General features: G+C 49.8%; 17 protein-coding genes. All 17 read left to right on the top strand.

Annotated features, from left to right (window positions below):
* Window positions 1-30: 30 nt before the first annotated feature.
* The 17 genes from P40081_RS28470 to P40081_RS28390 all read left to right on the top strand — a co-directional run bounded on the left by P40081_RS28470 (window position 31) and on the right by P40081_RS28390 (window position 22,289).
* The gene (locus P40081_RS28470; RefSeq protein ID WP_042139521.1) at window positions 31-909 is read left to right on the top strand and encodes a carbohydrate ABC transporter permease; all 879 of its coding nucleotides are present in this window, start codon (window positions 31-33) and stop codon (window positions 907-909) included.
* Window positions 909-1,727, top strand: coding sequence for a carbohydrate ABC transporter permease (locus P40081_RS28465; RefSeq protein ID WP_042139520.1), 819 nt, complete (start codon window positions 909-911; stop codon window positions 1,725-1,727). The genes P40081_RS28470 and P40081_RS28465 overlap by 1 nt, the downstream gene beginning before the upstream one ends.
* A 34-nt stretch (window positions 1,728-1,761) precedes the next feature.
* A complete protein-coding gene (locus P40081_RS28460) occupies window positions 1,762-2,928 on the top strand; it encodes a glycoside hydrolase family 172 protein (protein ID WP_042139518.1) in 1,167 nt (388 codons plus the stop codon).
* Window positions 2,929-2,975: 47 nt separating this feature from the next.
* The gene (locus P40081_RS28455; RefSeq protein ID WP_042139515.1) at window positions 2,976-4,412 is read left to right on the top strand and encodes a glycoside hydrolase family 32 protein; all 1,437 of its coding nucleotides are present in this window, start codon (window positions 2,976-2,978) and stop codon (window positions 4,410-4,412) included.
* A 160-nt stretch (window positions 4,413-4,572) separates the two neighbouring features.
* Window positions 4,573-6,033 carry a glycoside hydrolase domain-containing protein gene (locus P40081_RS28450; RefSeq protein WP_042139514.1) on the top strand — a complete coding sequence of 487 codons (1,461 nt, stop codon included), beginning with the start codon at window positions 4,573-4,575 and terminating at the stop codon, window positions 6,031-6,033.
* 15 nt (window positions 6,034-6,048) lie between these two features.
* A complete protein-coding gene (locus tag P40081_RS28445; RefSeq protein ID WP_042139513.1) occupies window positions 6,049-7,398 on the top strand; it encodes an ABC transporter substrate-binding protein in 1,350 nt (449 codons plus the stop codon).
* Window positions 7,399-7,480: 82 nt separating this feature from the next.
* On the top strand, window positions 7,481-8,362 hold the full coding sequence (locus P40081_RS28440) for a carbohydrate ABC transporter permease (RefSeq protein ID WP_042139512.1): 882 nt from the start codon (window positions 7,481-7,483) through the stop codon (window positions 8,360-8,362).
* Window positions 8,362-9,198: a carbohydrate ABC transporter permease gene (locus P40081_RS28435; protein WP_081970193.1), complete on the top strand. Its 837-nt coding sequence runs from the start codon at window positions 8,362-8,364 to the stop codon at window positions 9,196-9,198. Before P40081_RS28440 ends, P40081_RS28435 begins: the two co-directional genes overlap by 1 nt.
* Window positions 9,199-9,270: 72 nt before the next feature.
* On the top strand, window positions 9,271-11,010 hold the full coding sequence (locus P40081_RS28430; protein ID WP_042139510.1) for a cache domain-containing sensor histidine kinase: 1,740 nt from the start codon (window positions 9,271-9,273) through the stop codon (window positions 11,008-11,010).
* Window positions 11,011-11,037: 27 nt separating this feature from the next.
* Window positions 11,038-12,621 (top strand): response regulator, encoded by a 1,584-nt coding sequence (locus P40081_RS28425; protein WP_042139509.1) that lies wholly within the window; start codon window positions 11,038-11,040, stop codon window positions 12,619-12,621.
* A 382-nt stretch (window positions 12,622-13,003) separates the two neighbouring features.
* On the top strand, window positions 13,004-14,332 hold the full coding sequence (locus tag P40081_RS28420; protein ID WP_042139508.1) for an ABC transporter substrate-binding protein: 1,329 nt from the start codon (window positions 13,004-13,006) through the stop codon (window positions 14,330-14,332).
* A gap of 157 nt (window positions 14,333-14,489) precedes the next feature.
* Window positions 14,490-16,271, top strand: a complete 1,782-nt coding sequence (locus P40081_RS28415; protein WP_231575208.1) for a cache domain-containing sensor histidine kinase — start codon at window positions 14,490-14,492, stop codon at window positions 16,269-16,271.
* Between the two features lie 5 nt (window positions 16,272-16,276).
* Window positions 16,277-17,896 carry a response regulator transcription factor gene (locus P40081_RS28410; protein ID WP_042139507.1) on the top strand — a complete coding sequence of 540 codons (1,620 nt, stop codon included), beginning with the start codon at window positions 16,277-16,279 and terminating at the stop codon, window positions 17,894-17,896.
* Between the two features lie 95 nt (window positions 17,897-17,991).
* The gene (locus P40081_RS28405; protein WP_052422058.1) at window positions 17,992-19,905 is read left to right on the top strand and encodes a GH32 C-terminal domain-containing protein; all 1,914 of its coding nucleotides are present in this window, start codon (window positions 17,992-17,994) and stop codon (window positions 19,903-19,905) included.
* 17 nt (window positions 19,906-19,922) lie between these two features.
* Complete coding sequence (locus P40081_RS28400; RefSeq protein ID WP_081970191.1) at window positions 19,923-20,858, top strand: carbohydrate ABC transporter permease; 936 nt, start codon at window positions 19,923-19,925, stop codon at window positions 20,856-20,858.
* A 23-nt stretch (window positions 20,859-20,881) separates the two neighbouring features.
* Window positions 20,882-21,721 (top strand): carbohydrate ABC transporter permease, encoded by an 840-nt coding sequence (locus P40081_RS28395; protein WP_042139506.1) that lies wholly within the window; start codon window positions 20,882-20,884, stop codon window positions 21,719-21,721.
* Window positions 21,722-22,109: 388 nt separating this feature from the next.
* Window positions 22,110-22,289 (top strand): hypothetical protein, encoded by a 180-nt coding sequence (locus P40081_RS28390; RefSeq protein WP_039300892.1) that lies wholly within the window; start codon window positions 22,110-22,112, stop codon window positions 22,287-22,289.
* Window positions 22,290-22,400: the final 111 nt, after the last annotated feature.

Here is a 22,400-nt window from a genome sequence, read left to right as displayed (position 1 = left end):
AAATTATAGATAGAGAAAGGGTGTTGACACATGCGACAGAAAGGTGGGCGTGCCTCCTGGATAAATGCCGGGTTTATACTGCCCGGGTTGCTGTTGCTGATTGTCTTTCATACGTACCCGCTGATATCTGGATTTGTTTACAGTCTTACGGACTGGAACGGAGTGGCGAGAAGCTTTGACTTCATCGGGTTGGACAATTATGTATCATTGCTGACGGATGCCCGAATTCTAAATACACTATTATTCACTTTTAAGTATGCGCTGGTGTGCGCGGTCATAGCCAATGTAGTGGCTCTGGCCGCGGCCCTCGCGCTCAATCGCAAGATGCGGTTCAGAAATATGCTCCGTTCGATTTATTTTTTACCATCTGTTCTTGGCCTCTTAATTATCGGGTATATTTGGCGGGAAATCTTCAGCAAAGTGATTCCTTTACTAGGAAATTCTCTTCATATCAGTTTTTTGCAAAGTAATTTGCTATCCGATTCTGACTTAGTATTCTGGGCAGTTGCGTTAGTTACGGTATGGCAGTCAGCTCCTCTGCTGCTTGTGATTTACCTGGCAGGACTGCAGACCATTCCTACCGATCTGTATGAGGCGGCAAGCATCGACGGGGCAAACCGGTTCAATGAATTTGCTAAAATTACGCTTCCGTTGATCATGCCATCCATTACGATATGTTTTGTCCTGGCCATGAAGAATAACCTGATGGTGTACGATTTGCTCGTCGCCCTGACCGGTGGCGGACCAGGCTTCAGTACCGAGTCCGTAACGATGCTGATCTATAACGTCGGAATTCTAAATAACCGCTATGCCTATGGGCTGGCCTCTTCGATTCTGCTGTTTATCATTATTCTCCTGACCGCTCTGCTGCAAGTTGTGCTGTTGCGGCGGAAGGAGGTGCAGCTGTAATGAAGTCGAAGCGTTATGCAAATTGGGCTATACAGCTTCTGGTATGGCTTGGGGCCGCACTGATGCTGTTTCCGCTCTATCTGACTGTTACCGTTGCACTGAAGAAGCCTGGGGAGGGCGGCAATATTATGACTTTTCCCAAAGAAATATACTTTGGGAATTTCAAACAGGCCATTGAGCTCGGACGATATTTCGAGGGATTGCTGAATTCGACCTTCATTACAGTCATCTCCCTGTTCCTGATCATTTTGTTCGGGGCGAGCACTGCCTATGGCATTTCCCGAAGCCGTTCCAAGTCTGCCCGCATTCTGTACTACTTCTTTATCAGTGGAATGTTCGTTCCGTTTCAGGTGCTTATGCTGCCTCTGCTGAAGCAGATCAGCGCATTTGGATTACTGAATAAATACGGTGTTATATTGCTCTATACGACTTACAGCCTGTTTCAAAGCGTCTTTCTCTACACTGGCTATCTAAAGTCGATTCCGAAGGAACTGGAGGAAGCGGCTCAGGTGGATGGATACGGGCCGTTCAGGCTGTTCTGGAAAATCATTTTCCCGCTGCTGAAGCCGATGACCGCCACGCTGATCATTCTGAATACGATCTGGATCTGGAATGATTTCCTGCTGCCGCTGGTTATGCTGTCCGATCCGGGCGAATATACGCTGCCTTTGCTCCAATATGTATTCCAGACACAATATTCTACGGATTTCAGCTTGGCATTCGCGTCCTATCTGCTGGTTATGCTGCCGGTATTGCTTGTATATTCCGGCCTGCAAAAATACATTATTAACGGGATCGTAAGCGGCGCTATCAAATAATGCAGGCCCGGATCTGAAGGGAGATTATAAAGAGATGAGTGAACTATACAATCTGATCCACAAACAACCCGGCAAAAGCAGACGGCAATCGAGCTGGGACCAAACCGGGGGGAACCGGGATAATGTCACGGTCAAGGCAGGTGCCTCCTTATCCATCGGTCAAATGAAGGGATCAGGAATAATCCGTCACATTTGGATCACAATCGCTTCTGAAGAGCAGTATGTATTCCGAAAAATGCGTCTGCGCATGTTTTGGGATGGTGAAGCCGCGCCGAGTGTCGATTGCCCGATCGGTGATTTTTTCGGAGTCGGACACGGAGTAGCCAGCCATTTTGTGTCTCAGCCTCTGAATATGATTACTTCGCAGCATGAGATAGAGACCAAAGCGGCGATGAACTGTTTCTTTCAGATGCCCTACCGCAAAGAGGCGGTCATTGATATCGTGAATGAATGCGAGCAGGATATCGTGTTGTATTACTATATCGATTACACAGAAATGGCCGTAAGCGATGATTGCTTTTATTTTCATGCCCAGTGGAGACGCGAGAATCCAACGGCGGGCAACATGGACCTTGCGGCGCTGCGTCCGGCGCATGATCTGCAAACCGATCCGTGGTGGAGCGAGAATCAGGTGAATGCGGCCAAAAATCTGTCGGGAACCGAGAATTACTGCATCCTGGATGCAGAAGGAGAAGGTCACTACGTTGGCTGTAATCTGAGCATAGACCATATCGACCCGATTCCTGGCTTCAGCTGGCCGGGGGAAGGCGACGATATGTTCTTCATCGACGGAGACCAGTGGCCGCCGACGCTGCATGGCACGGGTACGGAGGATTATTTCTGTGCGGCCTGGGGATACCCCTCGGGGAAATATGATTCCCCGTATCACGGGATCTCACTAGCGGCACCGCTTCGGGGCTATGGACCTGCATGGCGCTCGAAGGCAACGATTCCCTTTAAAGATTATTCCGGTAAATGGACCATGTACCGGTTCCATCTATTGGACCCGATTATATTCAGCAAGTCCTTGCGCTTCAGCATTGAGCATGGCCACGGCAATAGTCAATCCAATGACTATTCTTCGGTCGCTTACTGGTATCAACGTGAGCCGCATAAGGCATTTCCGGAAATGCTGCCGGTGAATCTCCGGCTTCCGCTGCCCGAGAAGGAGAGCGCACGCAAATTTTATCAGGGCTTCTAGCAGGCGAGAGAATTAATTATTCAATATTTCCCGAGGAGGAATTTTTAATGAAGGGCAGCAGACATATTTTCTTTATGCCGGAAAAGGAACGGGCGCCGATGCCTGGTACTGACGTATGCGGGGATTTTATGCCATTTTACCATGAGGGTGTTTACTACCTGTTCTATTTGTATAAATTTTGTATTTATTATACCACCACGAAGGATTTCGTAAGCTACACCGACCCGGAGCCCGCACTCATTTGCGGCAGTCCCGAAGATCAGCATTGGCATATTGGCACCGGCAGCGTCATCCACCGGGACGGCGTCTTCCATTTCTATTTCTCGGCATTTAATGAGGGGCATAAGGATATTGAAGGGAAATTCGAGCAGGTGCTGATGCGGGCAACGAGCACGGATCTCAGAAGCTGGACTTTTGATCCTGACTTTTTTGTGACACCGGATGTGGAGCATTACGGCAATTTGCACTGGCGTGACCCGCATGCCTTTTGGAATGAAGAAGCGGGCTGTTACTGGCTGGCCGTGACGGCGACCGAGAAGGATGAACTGCTCCACCGGAGCAGCTGTACCCATATCATGACTTCTCCGGATTTGAACGAATGGACGCACAGCAAGAAGCTGTACGCCCCTCGCATGTTCGACTCCCAGGAATGTCACGACTTCTTCAAGATCGGCGATAAATGGTATATGATCTTCTCCAACCTGACCCGCTGGTGGGAGACCCGTTACCGGATGGCTGACAGCCCCGATGGGCCATGGATCACGCCAAGCTTCGATGATATGTTTGACGGACGGGCGTTCTATGCAGCTAAGACCGTAACCGACGGTGAGCGCCATTATCTGGTGGGCTGGCAGGGCATCCGGATGAACATGGACGACAACGCCAAGTATCAATGGGGAGGCAGTGTGCTGGTTCATGAACTGGTGCAGCGTCCGGATGGGACGCTTGGCGTGATGCCGGTCCCAGCGGTGGAGCAGTCCTTCGACCGCTCGCTGGTGCTTGACCCCGAAGTCCATCTGGGTGAATGGAGCGGGACAACCAGCATCACGGGTATTGAGCGTTATGGTTTTGGTTGGCAGGAGCTCGTGCAGCTTCCGGAACAAGCTCTGCTCCAGGTGGATGTAGACTGGAAGCCGGGAACCGGTGCCTTTGGCTGGATGCTGCACACGGGTGGAGACAAGCTGGAACAATGGTGCCAGGTTCGTATAGAGCCTGAGAGGGGGAGACTCCTGTTTGATCGTTCGAACAAATTCCACGATGATTATCATTATATCGAAGAACGTCCAATCTCCCTCAAAGCAGGGGAGCCGGTCCGGATCAAGGTATTCATCAGCGGCAACATCGTTGTCGCCTATGCCAATGATGTTGCGCTGGCCGCCAGAGCCTATGATTTCCCTACAGGGGGAGCCGGCCTGTTCATCGAGAACGGTGAAGCGGTCTTTACAAATCTTGAGATCAGAGGAAATGCCGAGGCAGCACTTTAAACTAATAATTCAAAAGAACCTCCGGTTGCCACGTTGTGATGGCAGACGGAGGTTTTTTTGAAAACCAAAAATATTGAACACAGGATAAAGAACTTGGAATATAAAGCGCTTTCTTAATGTTATATACTCAAGGCACGTTAAAAGAAAGGGGTTGCAAACATTGTCGAATTTGTTTTACAGGCCGGCAGGAGCCTGGGTGGGAGACCTCATTCCCTACTATAAAGACGGTACATTCCGTTTGTTCTATCTTCATGACTGGAGGGAGAATAAGAGTATTCACGGGGAGGGAACTTCCTGGTTTGAGCTCCGCACAAGCGATTTTGTACACTATGAAGAAATGGGCGAAATGCTGAAGCATGGAAGTGTGAGCGAGCAGGATCTCAACTGTTACACCGGCTCGATCATCGAAGCCCATGGAGAATATCATCTGTTCTACACCGGCCTCAATCCGGATCCGGAATTCGTGGAGAACGGAGTGCCGCTCCAATGCGTCATGCACGCGGTGAGCACGGATATGGAGCAGTGGCGGAAAATCCCCGAGGATACCTTCTATTCCGACGGAATTCAATATGAAAGGCATGACTGGCGCGATCCCTTTGTATTCTGGAACGAAGAGGCGGGAGAGTACTGGATGCTTCTCGCCGCAAGGAACAAAGAAGGGCCTTCCCGGCGCCGGGGAAGTATCGGACTCTGTGCTTCCAAGGATCTGAGGCAATGGGAAATCCGCGAACCGTTCTGGAATCCGAAAATGTATGTGACCCACGAATGCCCGGACTTATTTCAAATCGGGGAATGGTGGTATCTGGTCTACTCCACGTTCTCGGAGCGGTTTGTCACCCATTACCGCATGAGTAAATCTTTAAGCGGTCCTTGGACGGCACCGAGAAACGATGCGTTTGACGCCAGGGCGTTCTATGCCGCCAAAACATGGAGTGACGGAAACAAGCGATATGCTTTTGGCTGGGACCCCAGCAAGGAAAACGAGGATGACTACGGTGATTGGCAATGGGCGGGGAATCTGGTCGTGCATGAACTCGTTCAGGAACAGGATGGAACATTAACGGTTCGTATCCCGGAGACAGTCTCCCGTCATTTTGCCAATGAACAGGCTGCCGTGTGGGGTTCCCGGCTTGGGGATTGGAAGGAGTCAGAGGGAGGCATAGCGGCGGTGGCTGACGAGACCTTCTCTTGCATATCTGCGGGTTCCATGCCGGAAATCTGCAAAATTTCGGCCCGGTTATCCTTCTCCGAAGGAACCAGAAGCTGCGGTATTATGCTTCGTGTTAGCGAGGACAACGACGATGCCTATTATATTCGCCTGGAACCCATTCATAACCGCCTGGTGTTCGACATGTGGCCCCGCCGGATAGAGGGTGAGATGCAGTGGCATATCAAAGGAGACCACCCGCATGCGGTAGAGCTGGAAGTACCCATAGAGTTGCATGCCGATACGGATTATAATATCGAGATCGTTGTGGAGAATTCGGTTTGCGTCGTATACTTGGCCGACCAGGTCGCCATGACTACACGTTTGTATAATTTAAAAACCGGCAACTGGGGCTGTTTTGTTCAGGAAGGCCGGGCGAATTTCGAACAGGCATCCATTTCGGTTCCCAACTAACAGGAGGTCTTATAAATGAAACGTTATGTCAAATGGCTGACTCTCTCGTTATCACTGGTTGTCCTGGCGGCGATGGTGAGCGCATGCGGAGGCAAAAATACTAATAACGGCGCTTCAGAAACCGGATCGGCAAATCCGCAGAAGGTGGACAAGAAAACATACAAGTGGTTCGTGGCCCGCGGCGTAGACAGCCCTCCGGCTGTTACTGTAAAGGAGATTGCAGATGAGTTCTCAAGGACGCATCCGGAATTCGAGCTGGTTCTGGAGGGCACGGGTGATCGCCCGTCCTATCTGCAGAAGCTGCGGACATTGATTGCGAGCAATGAGATGCCCGCCATGTTTGATACAGATCCGGATGCCTATGCTTCCAAGCTCGTGGAGCAAGGCAAACTGGTAGATATGAAAAAACTGCTGGAGGAGCTTGGGAAATATGAAGATTTCCGTCCGGTGGCCCTGCAATATCAGCAGTTCGCAGACGGCAGCATGTATACTTTCCCGCTGGAATATGGAATCGAGGTATTCTGGTACAACATCAAGATGTTCAAGGATCTTGGCCTGGAGCCGCCGAAGACGTTCGATGAGTTCATGGAGGTTGCCGAGAAGCTGAAGCAAAGCGGGGTTACACCGATTGCCGTCGACGGCAAGGATAAATGGCCGGTTCTCCGGTACCTGGCGTACAAACCGTTCCGCATGACAGGCAATGATTTTATCGAAAATGTAAAGCAAGGCAAAGCATCCTTCAAGGACCCGGCCGGCATGGAAGGGATTAAGTTCGTTCACGATCTGGGCACCAAAGGGTACTTTCAGCAAGGATTCACTGCAACGGATTACACCGCAGCGCGCGACTTGTACCTGAGCGGCAAAGCCGGCATGTATTACATGGGTTCGTGGGAGACCATGAACTTCGTAAATGATAAAGTAAGCGCAGAAATGAAGGATAATATCGGGTTTTTCCGGCTTCCCATGATGGAAGGCGCCACAACGGCTGACAATGATTATTTTATCAACTCGGGTATCGGCGTTGCCTTCAACCAGGAGACCTTCGATGATACGATGAAGGAATTCGTCAAATTCCTTCTGGAGCAATACCCGAAGGCCTATACGGAGAAAGGCCAATTCTCGCCTTTCAATTATTCACTTGATCAAGAACAGGGGATGCCGGAGCTCTTCTATAAAATTCAGGACGAAATCGCGAAATCCGGCAACGTCTTTGCGGTCCCGTGGGATACGCGCCTTGATCCGGCCACGAATGAGCTGCTGGGCAACGAATTGAATGCCCTGGCTCTGGGAGCCCATACTCCGGAAGAATTTGCCGAACTAATGGATCAGGCGATTAAAGAAAACGCGCCGAAATACTTCAAATAGCGATTCTAAACATGGCGGCCAGCCGCAAGCCGGTTGGCTGCTGTAAGTACAATAAAACTAAAATTAGGGAATGAGCAAGCCTATGGATAAAGTCCTGCGCAACCGCAAAGCCGCTCTCGTCTTTCTGCTGCCTGCATTATTGGTGTATTTGCTCACCGTGCTGGCGCCTATCCTTTGGTCGATGTATTTCAGTTTCTTCTCCTGGGACGGAGTTTCAGATATGCTCTATATCGGCTTTGACAATTACACGAAGATGTTCGGCGGCGACAAAACATTCTGGAAGGCGTTCAGCAACAATCTGATCTATGTTTCCATTATTGTAGCCATGCAGGTATTTCTTGGTTTGTTGGTTGCCATCCTGCTGACCAGCATCACCAAAGGGAGAGAATTGTTCAAAACATTATATTTTGCCCCTGCCATCATCACATCAGTAGCGATAGCACAGTTGTTCCAAAATGTGTACTCGTTTGAGCCGGTCGGAATCCTGAACTTTTGTCTGCAGCAGATAGGTCTTGGAGACTGGAGCAAACCTTGGCTGTCCGACCTCAATTGGGCTCTGGGTGCAGTATCGGTACCCGAAGGCTGGCGTTATATCGGTCTTTATATGATTATCCTGTATAGTGCATTAATTTCCATACCTTCCGATATCGAGGAGGCTGCCAGAATTGACGGAGCTTCTTCCTGGAATCTGTTTCGTTCGATCAAAATGCCGCTGATTAAGCCGGTTCTGATGGTCTCAATCATTATGGCGACTACGGGGGCGCTTAAAGGGTTCGACATCCCGTATATCATGACGAACGGGGGACCTGGCCGCGTAACAGAATTATTGCCAACCTATATGTATAAAACCGCATTCTCCAGTCTGGACTTCGGCTATGGCAGCGCGATGGCTGTATTTATCGTCATTGAAAGCCTCATTGCAGTTGCCTTTATCAGACGGATGATGGACAGTAAGGAGACCTGATGATGAAAATTTCTGGCTATTCCAAGGCGGTTCTTCTAGTTGTTTCCTTTGCTCTGCTTGTCATTCAAGTGTATCCGCTGGTCTGGGTGTTCATCTCCAGTTTTAAAGGGCCTAACGATTTTTCAGGGGATAATCCGCTCAGCCTGCCAAGCCAATACACTTTCGATAATTATTTCAATGTGTGGAGCAAAGGGAACCTGGGGACTTATTTTTCCAATAGTTTCATAGTCGCCGTGACGACCATCGTGCTTGTGATCTTATTCAGTGCCATGGCCGCTTTCGTGATCGAGAAGATGTCTTTTAAATGGAGCCAAAGTGTGTTGTTCTTATTTCTGTGCGGCATTATGATCCCGATTCAGGTCGTGCTCATCCCGCTGTTCATACTTTATAACAAAATAGGAATTATCAATACGCTCGCTTCTCTTATTTTGCCCCAAGTGGGTTTTGCCCTGCCGATCTCGATTTATCTGTTCGTGAGCTTCTATAAATACATTTCGAATGAGATCATGGAGGCCGCTGTAATGGATGGCTGCGGTGTGTACCAGGTGTTCTGGCGGATGATTTTCCCTCTATCCCGGAATACGATCGTCACAGTTGTCGTTATGAATCTGATATTTGTCTGGAATGAATTTATTTTTGCCAATACGTTTATTCATGATCTGAAATCACGGACCATTCCAGTTGGCTTAATGGATTATATTGGACAGTACGGTTTGACGGATTGGGGAGCGACCTTTGCTGCAATCAGCATCACGACCATTCCGACGATGGTGGTCTATTTCATTTTCAACAAGAGCGTTATTTCCGGCATGACCGCAGGAGCAACGAAAGGTTGATCTCCCGCATCCCTTTGTCAGAAGGTATACTGAAAGTACCAGGCTGCAACTTTGCTGGGTCAGGGGGATCTCATGAAAATACACCGGCTGTTCCTGTCAATCAGCATCCGCAGCAAAATCATTATACTGTCCATCGCCTGTTCCTTGCTGCCGCTTGTCCTGATTGCTTCCTTAACCTTCGTCTATTTAAGCAAAGTGATCGAAAACAAGATGTCCGATACCACCTCCAACTTGCTGGGCTCCATCAATTGGAATATCCAGACGTTCGTGAATGATGTGGAAGCGATCTCGAAGCTGATGTTGTCCTCCCGTGACGTTCAGAATTTCCTTTCCTATACTAAAAATGATTTCAAGGAGATCTATGACCTTCAAAATGCGACCCGCAATCTGATCGTCAATATTACCAACAACAAATCCTATATACGTTACGTTTACGTGGGCAGCGGGCAAAGGGAACTGATTACCACGAACCAATGGGACAGGTTAACGTACGACAATATCTACCAGGCGGTCTCACGGACGAAATGGTATCAACAGGTGGGAGGTATGGGCGGGCGGGGCTTGTGGCTGAACAGCGATGAAGTCCGGCTTGTCAAGGACAGTCCGAACTTGCTGCTGTACGGTAAACAGTTAAACAACCTGGAGACGCTCGAACCGATCGGCATGTTAATTATTTCAATCGACAGGCGGGTCTTCGATGAAATGTTCCGGAATATTTCCAATGCGGAAAACGGGAATTTGATGATCCTGGAGCAAAATAAAGTCATTTATTATAATTCCCGCACTGCCGACTTGAAACAGCTTCCTCCCAAAGAAATGAATCTGCTCTATGGCTTGCCTGAACGGGGTACCCGCATCGAAACGATGGGCGGAGAACGGTATGTTATCACCTTCGATACCAATCCGGTAACCCAGTGGAAAGTGGTCAGCATGATCCCTTATTCTAACATCAATTCGGAGATTGTCTGGATACGTAATGTTACGCTCACACTGACAATGGTGGCTTTCCTGTTGGCTGCCTATGGTTCGTATTTAATCTCGAAGCGTATCACGAAGCAATTGACGTTACTCTCCTCCGTCGCCAGAAAAGCGGCCAAACGGGAGATGATCGAAGGAATCCTCTTTCAGGAGGAAGATGAAATTGGGAAAATAGGCAATCAGTTCTTGAGGACCTTCCGCACCAACTCTGAATTATCGGACAAATTAATAGAAGCCAGGCTGAAGGAGCGGGAAGCAGAGCTGCACGCGCTGCAAAGTCAAATCAACCCTCACTTCCTATACAATACGCTGAATTCCATCTATCTAATGGCCGAACGAATCGGTGCCAAAAACATTTCGAAAATGGTCATGTCGCTGTCTAACATGTTTAAGTTAAGCTTGAATAATGGAGATTACATTACCACTGTCCGCAATGAGATCGACCAGGTGAAAAATTATTTGGAGATTCAAAATATCCGCTATAACGGAAAATTCGAGGTGGCCATTGAGCTCGAACCGGAAATTGAGCATATCCGTATGCTTAAGCTCCTGATACAGCCGCTGGTGGAGAATGCGATTTTTCATGGAATCGAGCTGAAGGAGAGCCAAGGGAATATTTACATTCGGGGACGTATCGAAGGAGAGACGCTTGTATTCGAAGTCGAGGATGACGGCGTAGGCTTTGATCCTGCGGTTACGCAGCCTAAGGGATATGCATTAAGGAATATCCAGGAGAGGATTCAATTGCATTATGGCCAGAACCACGGGCTGCGCATAGACAGCATTCCAGCCATCGGAACCAAAGTTACCCTAAGGATCGGAATAATGGATTAAGACCGGCTATGAAGGTGGGATTACATCATGTATAAACTGTTTATAGCGGATGATGAACAGCTGGTGGTGGAGACATTGTCGGCTGTGATCGACTGGAACTCGTATGGCATAGTGATCGTGGGGACGGCAACTAACGGCAAACAAGCCCTGGAACGGATTCTTCAGTCCGATCCGGACATTGTGCTGACAGATATTCGGATGCCCGGCCTGAATGGGCTGGAGCTGATCCGTGCCTTGAAGGAGAAAGGCCGTAAGGCGGAATGTATCATCATTAGCGGGTATTCCGAGTTTGAATACGCCAAAGAAGCCATTGAGCTGGAGGCGGTGGATTATCTGATCAAGCCGGCAGAGCTTGAGGAAGTAGCCAAGACTGTCTCGAGGGCGCTCAAGCGTCTGGAGCGTAAAGCGGATACAACGGGGAATCACCCTGAGCTTCGGAATGCAACAGCCTTGGACCGGGCGGCGTTTACAGATCTAATCGTCCATGCCAAACGCCCATCGTTTGATCAGACGCCCTACGAACGATATAACCAGTTTGCGGTCCTAGTGATTGGAAGCACGGAGACGCTGTGGCTCGAACGAATGAAGAACAATGGCGCTACAGATGCTCTCCTTAGCTTTTTGACGAATCACGGAATCGTTGTGGACCTACTCTACGAGCAACAGAAAGTCATCTTATTATGCATGGCGGCCATGGAGGACAACGAGCCATTAACAGAAATTTTGCTGTCTGCAGCCGAAGCCTTCTCGAATGACAGCTCAGCGGACGATATTTCATTGTCGTTTGGATTGGGTCCGGTTGTAGCTGGAATTATAGATGCAAATCTCTCTTTTGCGGCAGCCGACAAGGCATGTGAAATGGGGGTGTTCTTTGGGGTTCCGGTTATGGAGGGGAGCCGCTTAGAGGAGATTACCCGCGTATCCGGGCAGTGGCTGACCCGTTGGTCTGACAACACCCAATCCTTCGTCCGTTACGAACAGAAAGAGTTCGAGGAGATGCTTGAACGTTGGACGGAATGGGGGACGGGACGGCTGATGGCTCCTGTTCTGCTGAAGAAGGCAGGCATAGAGTGGGTGAACCGGATGCTCGATCTGATCGAACAGGACTATGGAATCAAGATTGAGAAAGTGATCGGCGCCCGCATGCAGCTGATTGACAGGATACTGGAAACGCCGGATTGGTCGTCTTTGCAGCAACAGTTGCAGGATTTAGCGAAGAGTGTGCAATTTTATTTGAGTGTAACCAAGACTACCATGAAGGAAAAGGTGGTTCAAGAAATCAAAGCGTATCTTGAATCCCATTACCATGAAAATATTGGGCTGGATCAATTGGCAGAACGGTTCGGCCTCAATTCTTCCTATGTAAGCAACTTATATTCCAAGTCGACCGGACAGACCATTCTGGAATATGTTACATTGCTGCGCATTCAGACAGCGAAAAAGATGCTAAGAGAAAGCAGCTTCAAAATCTTCAAAATATCCCAAAATGTCGGATATGATAACCAGCGGTATTTCTGCCAGGTGTTCAAGAAGGTTGTGGGCGTAAGTCCCGGCCAGTATAGAGAAGAACATATGATGAAAAGTGAAGAGTCGTATTGTAAGCGGATATAAGCTATTTATTCCAACCCTGATTGTTAGTTGTCATAGCAAACCTTCATTGTTAAACGGTAAAACTCAGCAAAGCAGCGATTCTCCTGGTATTAGAGGATCGCTGCTTTGCGTTTTTATAACTATTGTCCATTTCCCGTTTAAACAGCGATTGGAACAACGGTCCGTTCGCGCAGTTTTGAAAAAAGATAAGGGTCTGCCTCTGTTCGTAGATATTGCCTTGCCTCTAATTATTTGTCACCCGGTCGTATCCGGTATAATTGCTTTTGATAGAAATACCGAACATTTTGAAAGTTTAGTGCAGAGGATAATGAATTTTATCATCGGGCATGTTTGATAATATTCAGTTGTAAGCGCAGACAGTAGATGAAAGGGGAGGGCATTATTGAACAGTAAGAGTAAAGTGGTACTAAGCGCGATGTTGGCATGCGGACTGCTCGCCGGATGTGGAAGCAAAGGGGATAACGCGCAGCCGGAGGCGGGAAGTTCGTCGGCACCCAAAGAAGAGAAGGTGTCGCTCACGTTCTGGAGAAACTCGGGCAATGACGCCGAGAATTCAGCCTATGACAAGCTGGTGGCCTCGTTTAATGAAGCGCATCCTAATATCAAGGTTGAGATGAGTCCGATTCCGTATGCCGATTACGATACCAAGCTGAGAACATCCATTGCTTCGGGCAGTCCCCCTGATATTATGGCCGTCGACGGTCCGAATATGGCTTCTTACGCCCATGCGGGTGCCTTACAGCCGCTGACCGCCTATTTCAAGAAGGACGGTAACCTGGAGGATATTCCGGAATCGACCATTGCCACGTATACCTATAATAATGAAATTTACATGGCTCCGCTCACCGAATCCTCCATTGCTCTTTTCTATAATAAAAAAATGTTTGAAGCGAAGGGAATCCCTCTTCCCTCCAAGAACCCGGAAGAGCCTTGGACTTGGGATCAGGTGCTGGATGCAGCTAAAAAGCTTAACGACCCGGCCAAAGGCGTGTACGGTATTGATCCGGCGCAAGGCTTCGGTAATGCAGGAACAACAGCATACTTTAAATATCCGATTATTTGGCAGTTTGGCGGCGAGATCATGAGCCCGGATGGAACAACATCCAAAGGCTACCTGGATAAGCCAGAGACCAAAAAGGCGTTGCAATTCTTCTCCGACCTGTATAATAAAGATAAAGTGTCCTCCCTGGAATACCCGCCAGATCCGTTCCCGAACAACCAGCTGGCGATGACGGTTGACGGCTCCTGGTCACTGGGCAATTATGCCGACAAGTTCCCTAATTTCAAATTAGGCGAAGATTATGATATCGCACCACTCCCGAAGGAAACCCAGCAGGCTGTCGCGAACGGAAGCTGGTCGCTGGCCATTTCCGCGAAGAGTAAAAATGCCGAAGCTGCCTGGCAGTTTGTAAACTGGGTGACTGGTACTGAAGGGGCTAAGACCTATTGCTCTATCACAAAAGATATTCCGGCCCGCTATTCAGTAGCCAACGAGTTCCCTGAGCTAGGTCAATATCCGAAGAATATCTTTGTCGTACAGAATCAGAAATTCGGCAGACCGCGTCCGATTACACCGATCTTCCCGCAAATGTCCGAAGCGGTAAACAAGATGATTGAGGAAGTGACCATCGCCGGACGCAACACGGATGCAGCCATTGCCGACGCCATCAAAAAGATTGACAAGGCATATGCAGATCTGCCGCAAAAATAATAAAATTTCCAAACATTGCAGAAACGGCAGCCGCCCTTTATCAAAAGGGCGGTAAAGCTGTTTCTTCTTTCAGCTTAAAGAAGCTTTAGATTTAGCTCCACGTTGTGGGGTTATTTTGAATTTTTGGACCATAATGATAGCAAGGGGCGCGGTTGTCATGTTCTACTCGTTACGCAGCAGATTGATGTTGGCTTTTTCGATTCTGCTGATCCTTCCGATTACGGCGGTTGTCTTTATCCTCAGCAAGGAATCGTCGGAGCAGATCCGAAAATCTACCCAGACTTCCACGCTGCAAACCATAGACCAATTTGCCTCCCATGTCAGCACACTGCTGACGCAGATTGAGGATATGGGCAACCAGGTGCTGAGCAGCGACATCACACAGGAATGGATAACCGCCGACCTGAACGATGAGAGCACTAAGGGTGAAAAGTATCTGGCCAAGCAAAAGATGCGGGAGCTGTTATCCTCTTATGCGATCAATAATTCGAATGTGATTTCCATTTCCACCTTTGCGGAGGGAAAGGGCGGGTTATGGACACAGGACCTGAGCTACTTGAAGAGCAGCTGGTACAGCCAGTATAAGGAGCAGGATGTACGCTGGACGCAGGCTCATAAGGACAGGGATCAGGCCGACGACAACATACGTTCGCGCGATGTCAATAGCCTTGTGCTCCCTTTGGTGCAGCTCCAGTCCCTTAAGGATGTCGGAGTGATCAAAATCAATTATCCTACGGTGCTGCTGCGCCAGGATTTGGATAAAATCAGCTTCGGCAAAAGCGGCAAAGCCTTCCTGCTGACGGCTGAAGGCCTCAGTGTACTCAATCAGGATCTGAAAGGATCTGAGGGCCTGCTTAGAGACGGGCTTGCTACTGTGCAGAAACATAGTGGAGGACAGACCAGCGGTATGTTTCCGCTTCGCCAAGGGGGGACCGACTATCTGTTCTTTTACCGCAGGCTGCCTGCGCAGAACTGGCTGATCGTCGGCGAGGTGCCGGAGGCGGAGCTGTATGCCACCATCACAATGCTCAAAGAAACGCTGCTCGTTGCCAGCTTTGTTCTGCTGATCCTTGTCATTATTGTCGCGCTGTGGCTCTCCACCGGCATAACGAAGCCATTAAGTGCCATGGCCCGGGCCATGCGGCATGTCAAAAACGGGCAGTTCGAGCTGGCGATTAAGGACATGCCAAAGGTTAGATCACGGCAGAGCGAAGTGGACTATGTGGCCGGTGTATTTGAGCAGATGACCCATCAGCTGAAGTATCTGATTGAGACGGAATTCGAGACCAATCTGCGCCGGAAAAATGCCGAATACAAAGCGCTCCTGCTGCAAATCAATCCACATTTTTACAACAATACACTGGAGATCATCAGCGGTCTGGCGGCGATGAAACGGGAGGATCTGGTCATGGACGCCACGGAAGCACTGGGTAAAATGATGCGTTATTCGCTGAGTCTCGATACGGATCTGGTACAAGTCAGCGAGGAACTTGGCTATATCCGTGACTACCTGTTCCTCCTAAAGCTGCGGCATGAGGATCATCTGATGGTGACGGTCCGGCAGGATTCCGCCGCGGATCAGCTGCTCATCGCCAAGTTTATTCTGCAGCCGCTGGTAGAGAATGCGGTGAAGTACAGCCTGGAAAAAGGGGGGGTCGCCGAGGTGGCGATCACCTCCAGTGTGTGTGGAGAGCGCCTGCACTTGCAGATCCAGGATAACGGTCCAGGAATGACACCGGAACTGATCGCCAGCATTCTTGCCGATACGGAGCTTAGGAACAGTGTGGGAATCTTAAATCATAAAGGGGACAGCATCGGACTACGCAATGTGCTCTCCCGCTGCCGCCTGTATTACGGCGAGCAGTTTGAAGCCGTGCTTGATTCGAAGCTATATACAGGAACAACCATTACACTGAAGCTGCCGATGATAGAGAGGTGATAATCATGTATGAGATTATGCTGGTGGATGACGAGAAGGGGGTCCGCAACAGTATCAAAGCCAAAATCGATTGGGAAGCCGCCGGCTTCCGGGTGGTCTCGGAGGCCTCAAGCGGCAATGAAGCGCTGCAGCTGCTGGAGCAGGGACCGCTGCCGCAGCTGGTCATCTCCGATATCCGTATGCCGCAGATGGACGGCATTGAATTTATCCGCATCTGCAAAAAGAAGTATCCGCTGCTGAGGACGGTTGTGCTGTCGGGATACTCTGACTTTGATTATCTGAAATCGGCCATACAGCTTGGAGTGAAGGATTATTTGCTGAAGCCGGTAGCCCGCGCAGAACTGAATGAGCTGCTTGGCAAGCTGGGTGAAGAAATTAGACAGGAGCAAAAAAACCTGCAGGCCTCACGGCAGGATCTGCTGCAGAAAAATGAGCAGCTGCGGCTGCTGCAGGAGAATTTTTTGCTGCAAATGGTCAAGGACGAGTGGTACAGCTTGGCGGCTATCAGGGAACGGCTGCAGCAGCTCCAGCTGACCCCGCTGACGGCGGATGATCTGAAGCTGCAGTTTGTTGCTGTGGAGATGAGAGTGCCGGCGGGGCGGATGGCGGACCGGCAGGAGCGCCGGGATCTGCTCAATTTGGCTTTTCAGATGTTATGCCGGGAGACGGCTGCTAAGCGGAAAGGAATCTATCCGTTCAGCGATGTCGCCAATTCAGCGATGATGTATTTTCTGGTTATTATGAAGCCGGGGCCGGAGCATGCCGATCGAACGGACAGGTTCGTAGAAGAACTGAAACGAAACATCGCCAGTTACCTGAAGCTGGAATGTGTGACGGGGATTGGCGAGGAAGTGAACGGACTCAAGCGGCTGAAGAACGGTTATGCTTCATGCATGCTGTCCTGGAGCCAAAGCACCGTGTATAAAGATGGAAAGGGCGAACGGAGCCGGGTGATGGAGCTTACGCAGGCTTTTACCCCGGAGGTGGAGCGGAAGCTGGTGCAGGCGATTGAAAATTTGGACATGAGCACCTTCCGCCAGCAGCTTGACACCATTTTCAGTAGCGAAAGAGATACGCCGATGTTTGCTTTTACCTTTCTGGCCCTGCGGATGCTGCTGATGTTCAGCTCCATCGCCAAGAAGTTCGAGCTCGGCGGCTCCGCCCTGCAGAAGTATTTGTGGAACTGTCAGATGACCATTGCCGATTACCAGTCGCGTGAAGGCGTGCGGGGACAGATCGATGAGCTGGCGCAGCTGGTTATGGACGAAGTGAGGAAGCTCCGCTTCTCCAGCGGACAGCATATGGTCGAAGCGGTCAGAAAATACGTGGAGGAGAATTTCTCCTACGAGTTGACGCTTTCTTCCCTCGCCGAAATGTTTCATCTGAATGAGACCTATTTATCCGGGCTGTTCAAGCAGCATGTGGGCATTACGTTCAGCGACTATGTCACCAGGCTGAGAATGACCAAGGCGGAGCAGCTTTTGCAAGAGAACGAACTGAAGCTGACCGATATCGCCATGCTTGTCGGCTATTCCAGTTCCAGCTATTTCAGCACCTCTTTCAAAAAAAATAGCGGCAAAAGCCCCAAAGAATACCGTGAATGGTATTTGAAGAATCACCCCTGAAAACATCACAACTTCTGAGCCGATCATATTGAAATGATTTCTCTAGCCGTTCAGCTACAATAGTGTCAACCAAACAAGGAATAGGAGTATGCAGCATGAATGTTTCTGGAGAGAAGCAAGCACATAAAGAGAGCAAAGCTACAAGCAAACTGGCATGTGTGGCCGTAGTACTGCTGGTTATCGCAGGGTGCACTATTGGCGGCAACGGTAATCATACCAGCAATACTTCTGACTCTAAAACTCCGTCCAATGCCATCTCTGCTACTGCACCTGCGGCCTTTCAGTTTTCTGCGGTTCCTGATTACTACACGGAGCTATACCGCCCGCAGTATCATCTGTCGCCGGAAAGCGGGAATATGAGCGATCCGAATGGAATGGTTTATTTCGAAGGTGAATATCACCAGTTCTACCAGAACAGCGGCCAGTGGGGTCACGCCGTCAGCACGGATCTGATCCATTGGCAGCATCTGCCGGTAGCGCTCCTGCGCGATTCGCTCGGGGAGATTTGGTCAGGCAGCGCCGTGGTGGACTGGAAGGATACGAGCGGTTTTTTTGGCGGAAAAGCGGGACTGGTTGCGATCTTCACCCATTTCAAAGGTGGAATGCAGTCGCAGAGCCTGGCGTACAGTTCTGATAAAGGACGCACCTGGATCAAATATGAGGGCAATCCCGTGATTCCGAATCCGGGACTCAAGGATTTTAGAGATCCCAAGGTGTTCTGGCATGAGCCTTCGCACGCTTGGGTGATGGTTGTCTCGGTGGACAACCGGGTGAGATTCTATACCTCTCCAGACCTGAAGACCTGGCAGCTGGCCAGCGAATTCGGCGCCGATCAGGGCTCGCATGCCGCCGTCTGGGAATGTCCGGATCTGTTTGAACTTCCCGTGGAAGGCAGCAAGGAGACCCGGTGGGTGCTGGCGCTCAGCATCGGCAATAACAGCTCAACCCGTGGCTCGGCGGCGCAATATTTCATCGGTAGCTTTGACGGACAGACATTCAAGAACGAGAATGAGCCCTCCAAAGTGCTGTGGACCGATTACGGAAAAGACTTCTACGCCGCAGTGTCCTACTCTGATATTCCGCAGAGTGACGGCCGCCGGATCTATGCCGGCTGGATGTCCAATTGGCGCTATCCGTTCTCTATGCCAAGCGCTCCGTGGAAAGGGAATATGTCGCTGCCGCGGGAGCTGAAGCTGCGCGACATTCCCGGTGAGGGATTGCGCCTCGTCCAGCAGCCGGTACAAGAGCTGGAAGCCTTGCGTGGCCAAGCGGTCAAGGTGGGAACCCAGCGGCTCAAGCCAGGCAACAATCCCCTGGCCAGTCTGCACGGGACTTCCTATGAACTCGATACCGAGTTCACCGTGAAGGGAGAGGCGGAATTCGGATTCAAACTGAGAAAAGGCGGAGATCAGGAAACTATTATATCTTATAACAACGTTAATTCGACACTAACAGTGGATCGAACCCGATCAGGCGACAGTTCATTTGAAGCCGGGTTTGCCGAAACGGTTCAGGCTCCCTTAAGAGCGGTAAACGGTAAAATCAGGCTGCATATCTATGTGGATGAATCGACGCTGGAGGTGTTCGGCGCAGACGGTGAGACTGTGGTTTCCAGTATTCTTTTCCCGGGGGCTACCAGCAACGGGTTGGAGCTGTATGTGAAAAAGGGTGATGTGATGCTGGACCAGGCCGTCTTTTATCCGATGGCCAGTGTATGGCGGAATGAGGATCCGGACGGCTCGGAACCGCTTCGAGTCCTGCTTAGCCAATCCAGTGTGGATGTTCCGCTTGGCGGCACTGTGGAAGCGGCAGCGGCGGTCGTTCCGCTGACAGCTCCCCAGGATCTTACTTGGGTGTCGGGTGATGAGGCAGTTGCACAGGTGGAGAGCCGTGCCGGAACATCCGCTGTCGTAAAGGGGCTGAAGGAAGGCCAGACGGAGATTAAAGCTCTTGCCCCGGGTGGGCAAGTGTATGCCGTAATGAACGTGTACGTCTATAAACCGGATTGAAATGGAGTGAAAAGATCATGACAAGCGTTACAGCGGCAGCTGAGTCTGCCTCCAAAACTGCCCCATCAAGCAAAAAGCCCCGCCGGTTTCTGCGGGGAGAAGAAATGACCGCCTGGTGGTTCGTGCTGCCTTCTTTTGCTTTGCTGCTCATCTTTGTGTTCTATCCGATGCTGCAAGCCTTTGTGATCAGCTTTCAGAATTATAACCTGGTGGGATCGACCCGCAGCTTTATCGGGCTGGATAATTACAAGACTCTGGTGACGGACAGGGATTTCTTGGCCAGTCTCAGGCATTCGTTTCATTTTGCCATCGTAGTTATTCCGATTCAGACCTCGATTTCACTGGGCCTAGCACTGTTAATCCAGAAAAAGTTCAAGCTTACCGGTCTGTTCCGCACCCTCTATTTCATTCCGGTTGTCATTTCTACGGCAGTGGCCGCAACGGTGTTCAAACTGATCTACAACAAGGAATTCGGGATTCTGAACAATGTGCTGAAGACATTTCATCTGCCCACTACCAATTTCCTGTCCAACCCGGATACGGCGATGAACGGTGTGATCATGCTGGGAATATGGAAAGGCGTAGGCTTTTTCATGATTATCTTCCTGGCCGGACTGAACAACATTCCGCAAGATTTATACGAGGCGGCCCGGGTAGACGGTGCTACAAAAATACAGCAGTTCTTCCGCATTACGCTTCCTTTGCTGAACCGTACCACGGCCTTCGTTGTGATTATGACGACAATTGATGCCATTAAGCTGTCCGGCCTTGTTTTTGTATTGACCAGTGGAGGACCCAACGGGGCTACCGAAACCGCAGTCTATTATATTTATAAAATGGCCTTCCAGCAGATGCAGATGGGCTACGGCACCGCTGCCGCCTTTATTCTGTTCGCGATTGTTCTCGCCATCTCGCTCGTACAGATGAGACTGTTCCGGAACGCGGAATATTAATGAGACTACTAGGAGGAATCCACATGAACCGCTTTGCAAGCATTGCCAAGTATACGGTTATGACCGTCCTGGCTGTCATTTCAATTATCCCGATCCTCTGGATGATCTCGGGTTCACTACGCCCTTATGAGGAATTGTTCAAGTACTCCTCCAGCCTGAATATTCATTTGTTCGTTCCTGTCCAGCCAACGCTGGATAACTTCAAAGAAGTTATCTTCAGTGAGGGCAACCCTTTTCTCCGCTATATCGCTAATACACTGTTTGTGGCAGGGATTGTAACCCTGCTGGTGCTGCTGGTGAATTCGATGTCGGCGTTTGCTTTTGCCAAGTTGCGTTTCCGTGGAAAAGCGGTTGTCTTCGCCCTGTTCATGTCGGCGATGATTATTCCCGGTGAAGTAACGCTGGTCCCAAACTATCTGCTGATGAATTATTTCGGCTGGCTTAACTCCTATAAGGCGCTGGTGATTCCTTCGATGCTGTCTGTGTTCGGAATCTTTCTGCTGCGGCAGTTCTTCGCGGAAATTCCGGATGAGATTCTGGAGGCGGCCAAAATCGACGGAGCCTCGATGTCCCGGACTTTCTCCAGTATTGTCTTGCCTGCGGCTGTCCCGCCGATGATCACCCTTGCGCTGATGACCTTTCTTGGCAACTGGGATTCATATCTGTGGCCTCTAATCGTTATCAATGACGAAAAGAAACAGATGATCCAGGTAGCCATTGCCACTTTCTCCTCGGTGGAAGGAACAGATTGGTCTAAGATTCTTGCCGCAAGCACCATTTCCACGGTACCGATCCTGATCCTGTTTCTGTTCCTGCAGCGCTATTACATTCAGGGCATTACGATGTCCGGTGTGAAAGGGTAATGAAGGAACGGGGAAAGCGATGAAATACGGTAGAGTGGCGCCCGGTTAATGTGCCGGCCGCATTGCCGCGGCTCGGCAGGCAAACGGCCGGATGACAGAAAAGGGATAGCCACTAGGCGTAAATAAGATGACTCTTGAATGAATCAGGAGTCATCTTATTTAGGTTTTAGCCAGTTGAGTGCCTGAACCGCGCGAAACAAGAAACCGAAAGGGCAGCTTGTTTCAAGGCCGTCTTCGGGAATAGATCTCTAAGAGGAGACGCACACTATTAGGGCGATTTACCATCCAGTCTCATTGCAAGCAAATACAGCTGCAGCGATCCGGAAACTCGGTGAGCGGCCTTGAATTGCACAATCATTAGAGAATAAGATGAGGAGGCCCTAAGTTAATGTCCAATAAAAAAAGCTACTATGCATTTGAGGATCCGCTTGGCACTACAATTGAATTTCAAGCTACAAGCTTACAACAAGCCATGGTGATTAAGAAGAAGAAGGCTCATGAATTGGGAATTCCTAAAGAGGCGTTTGAACTCACAAGTATACGCAAAAAGCCAACTCAGAGCACATAGCCTTTCTTCGGGTAGCTTCCTCATACCTCACAGCTTTAGCATGCATAAAGCTATGACAATTTCATCGTAAAGATCAATCTGCATTTACAATTCACTAGGTATGAGCCGAAA

The sequence above is a fragment of the Paenibacillus sp. FSL P4-0081 genome, assembly GCF_000758565.1.
Classification (GTDB): domain Bacteria; phylum Bacillota; class Bacilli; order Paenibacillales; family Paenibacillaceae; genus Paenibacillus_AQ; species Paenibacillus_AQ phytohabitans.
This window is presented reverse-complemented; position numbering and strand designations above follow the sequence as displayed.

Bases quoted from the DNA above. Each gene is read 5' to 3' on its own strand.
- P40081_RS28445 (WP_042139513.1), top strand. From the start codon at position 6,049: ATGAAACGTTATGTCAAATGGCTGACTCTCTCGTTATCACTGGTTGTC.
- P40081_RS28425 (WP_042139509.1), top strand. From the start codon at position 11,038: ATGTATAAACTGTTTATAGCGGATGATGAACAGCTGGTGGTGGAGACA.
- P40081_RS28470 (WP_042139521.1), top strand. From the start codon at position 31: ATGCGACAGAAAGGTGGGCGTGCCTCCTGGATAAATGCCGGGTTTATA.
- P40081_RS28430 (WP_042139510.1), top strand. From the start codon at position 9,271: ATGAAAATACACCGGCTGTTCCTGTCAATCAGCATCCGCAGCAAAATC.
- P40081_RS28400 (WP_081970191.1), top strand. From the start codon at position 19,923: ATGACAAGCGTTACAGCGGCAGCTGAGTCTGCCTCCAAAACTGCCCCA.
- P40081_RS28395 (WP_042139506.1), top strand. From the start codon at position 20,882: ATGAACCGCTTTGCAAGCATTGCCAAGTATACGGTTATGACCGTCCTG.
- P40081_RS28435 (WP_081970193.1), top strand. From the start codon at position 8,362: ATGATGAAAATTTCTGGCTATTCCAAGGCGGTTCTTCTAGTTGTTTCC.
- P40081_RS28440 (WP_042139512.1), top strand. From the start codon at position 7,481: ATGGATAAAGTCCTGCGCAACCGCAAAGCCGCTCTCGTCTTTCTGCTG.
- P40081_RS28390 (WP_039300892.1), top strand. From the start codon at position 22,110: ATGTCCAATAAAAAAAGCTACTATGCATTTGAGGATCCGCTTGGCACT.
- P40081_RS28410 (WP_042139507.1), top strand. From the start codon at position 16,277: ATGTATGAGATTATGCTGGTGGATGACGAGAAGGGGGTCCGCAACAGT.
- P40081_RS28415 (WP_231575208.1), top strand. From the start codon at position 14,490: ATGTTCTACTCGTTACGCAGCAGATTGATGTTGGCTTTTTCGATTCTG.
- P40081_RS28455 (WP_042139515.1), top strand. From the start codon at position 2,976: ATGAAGGGCAGCAGACATATTTTCTTTATGCCGGAAAAGGAACGGGCG.
- P40081_RS28405 (WP_052422058.1), top strand. From the start codon at position 17,992: ATGAATGTTTCTGGAGAGAAGCAAGCACATAAAGAGAGCAAAGCTACA.
- P40081_RS28460 (WP_042139518.1), top strand. From the start codon at position 1,762: ATGAGTGAACTATACAATCTGATCCACAAACAACCCGGCAAAAGCAGA.
- P40081_RS28465 (WP_042139520.1), top strand. From the start codon at position 909: ATGAAGTCGAAGCGTTATGCAAATTGGGCTATACAGCTTCTGGTATGG.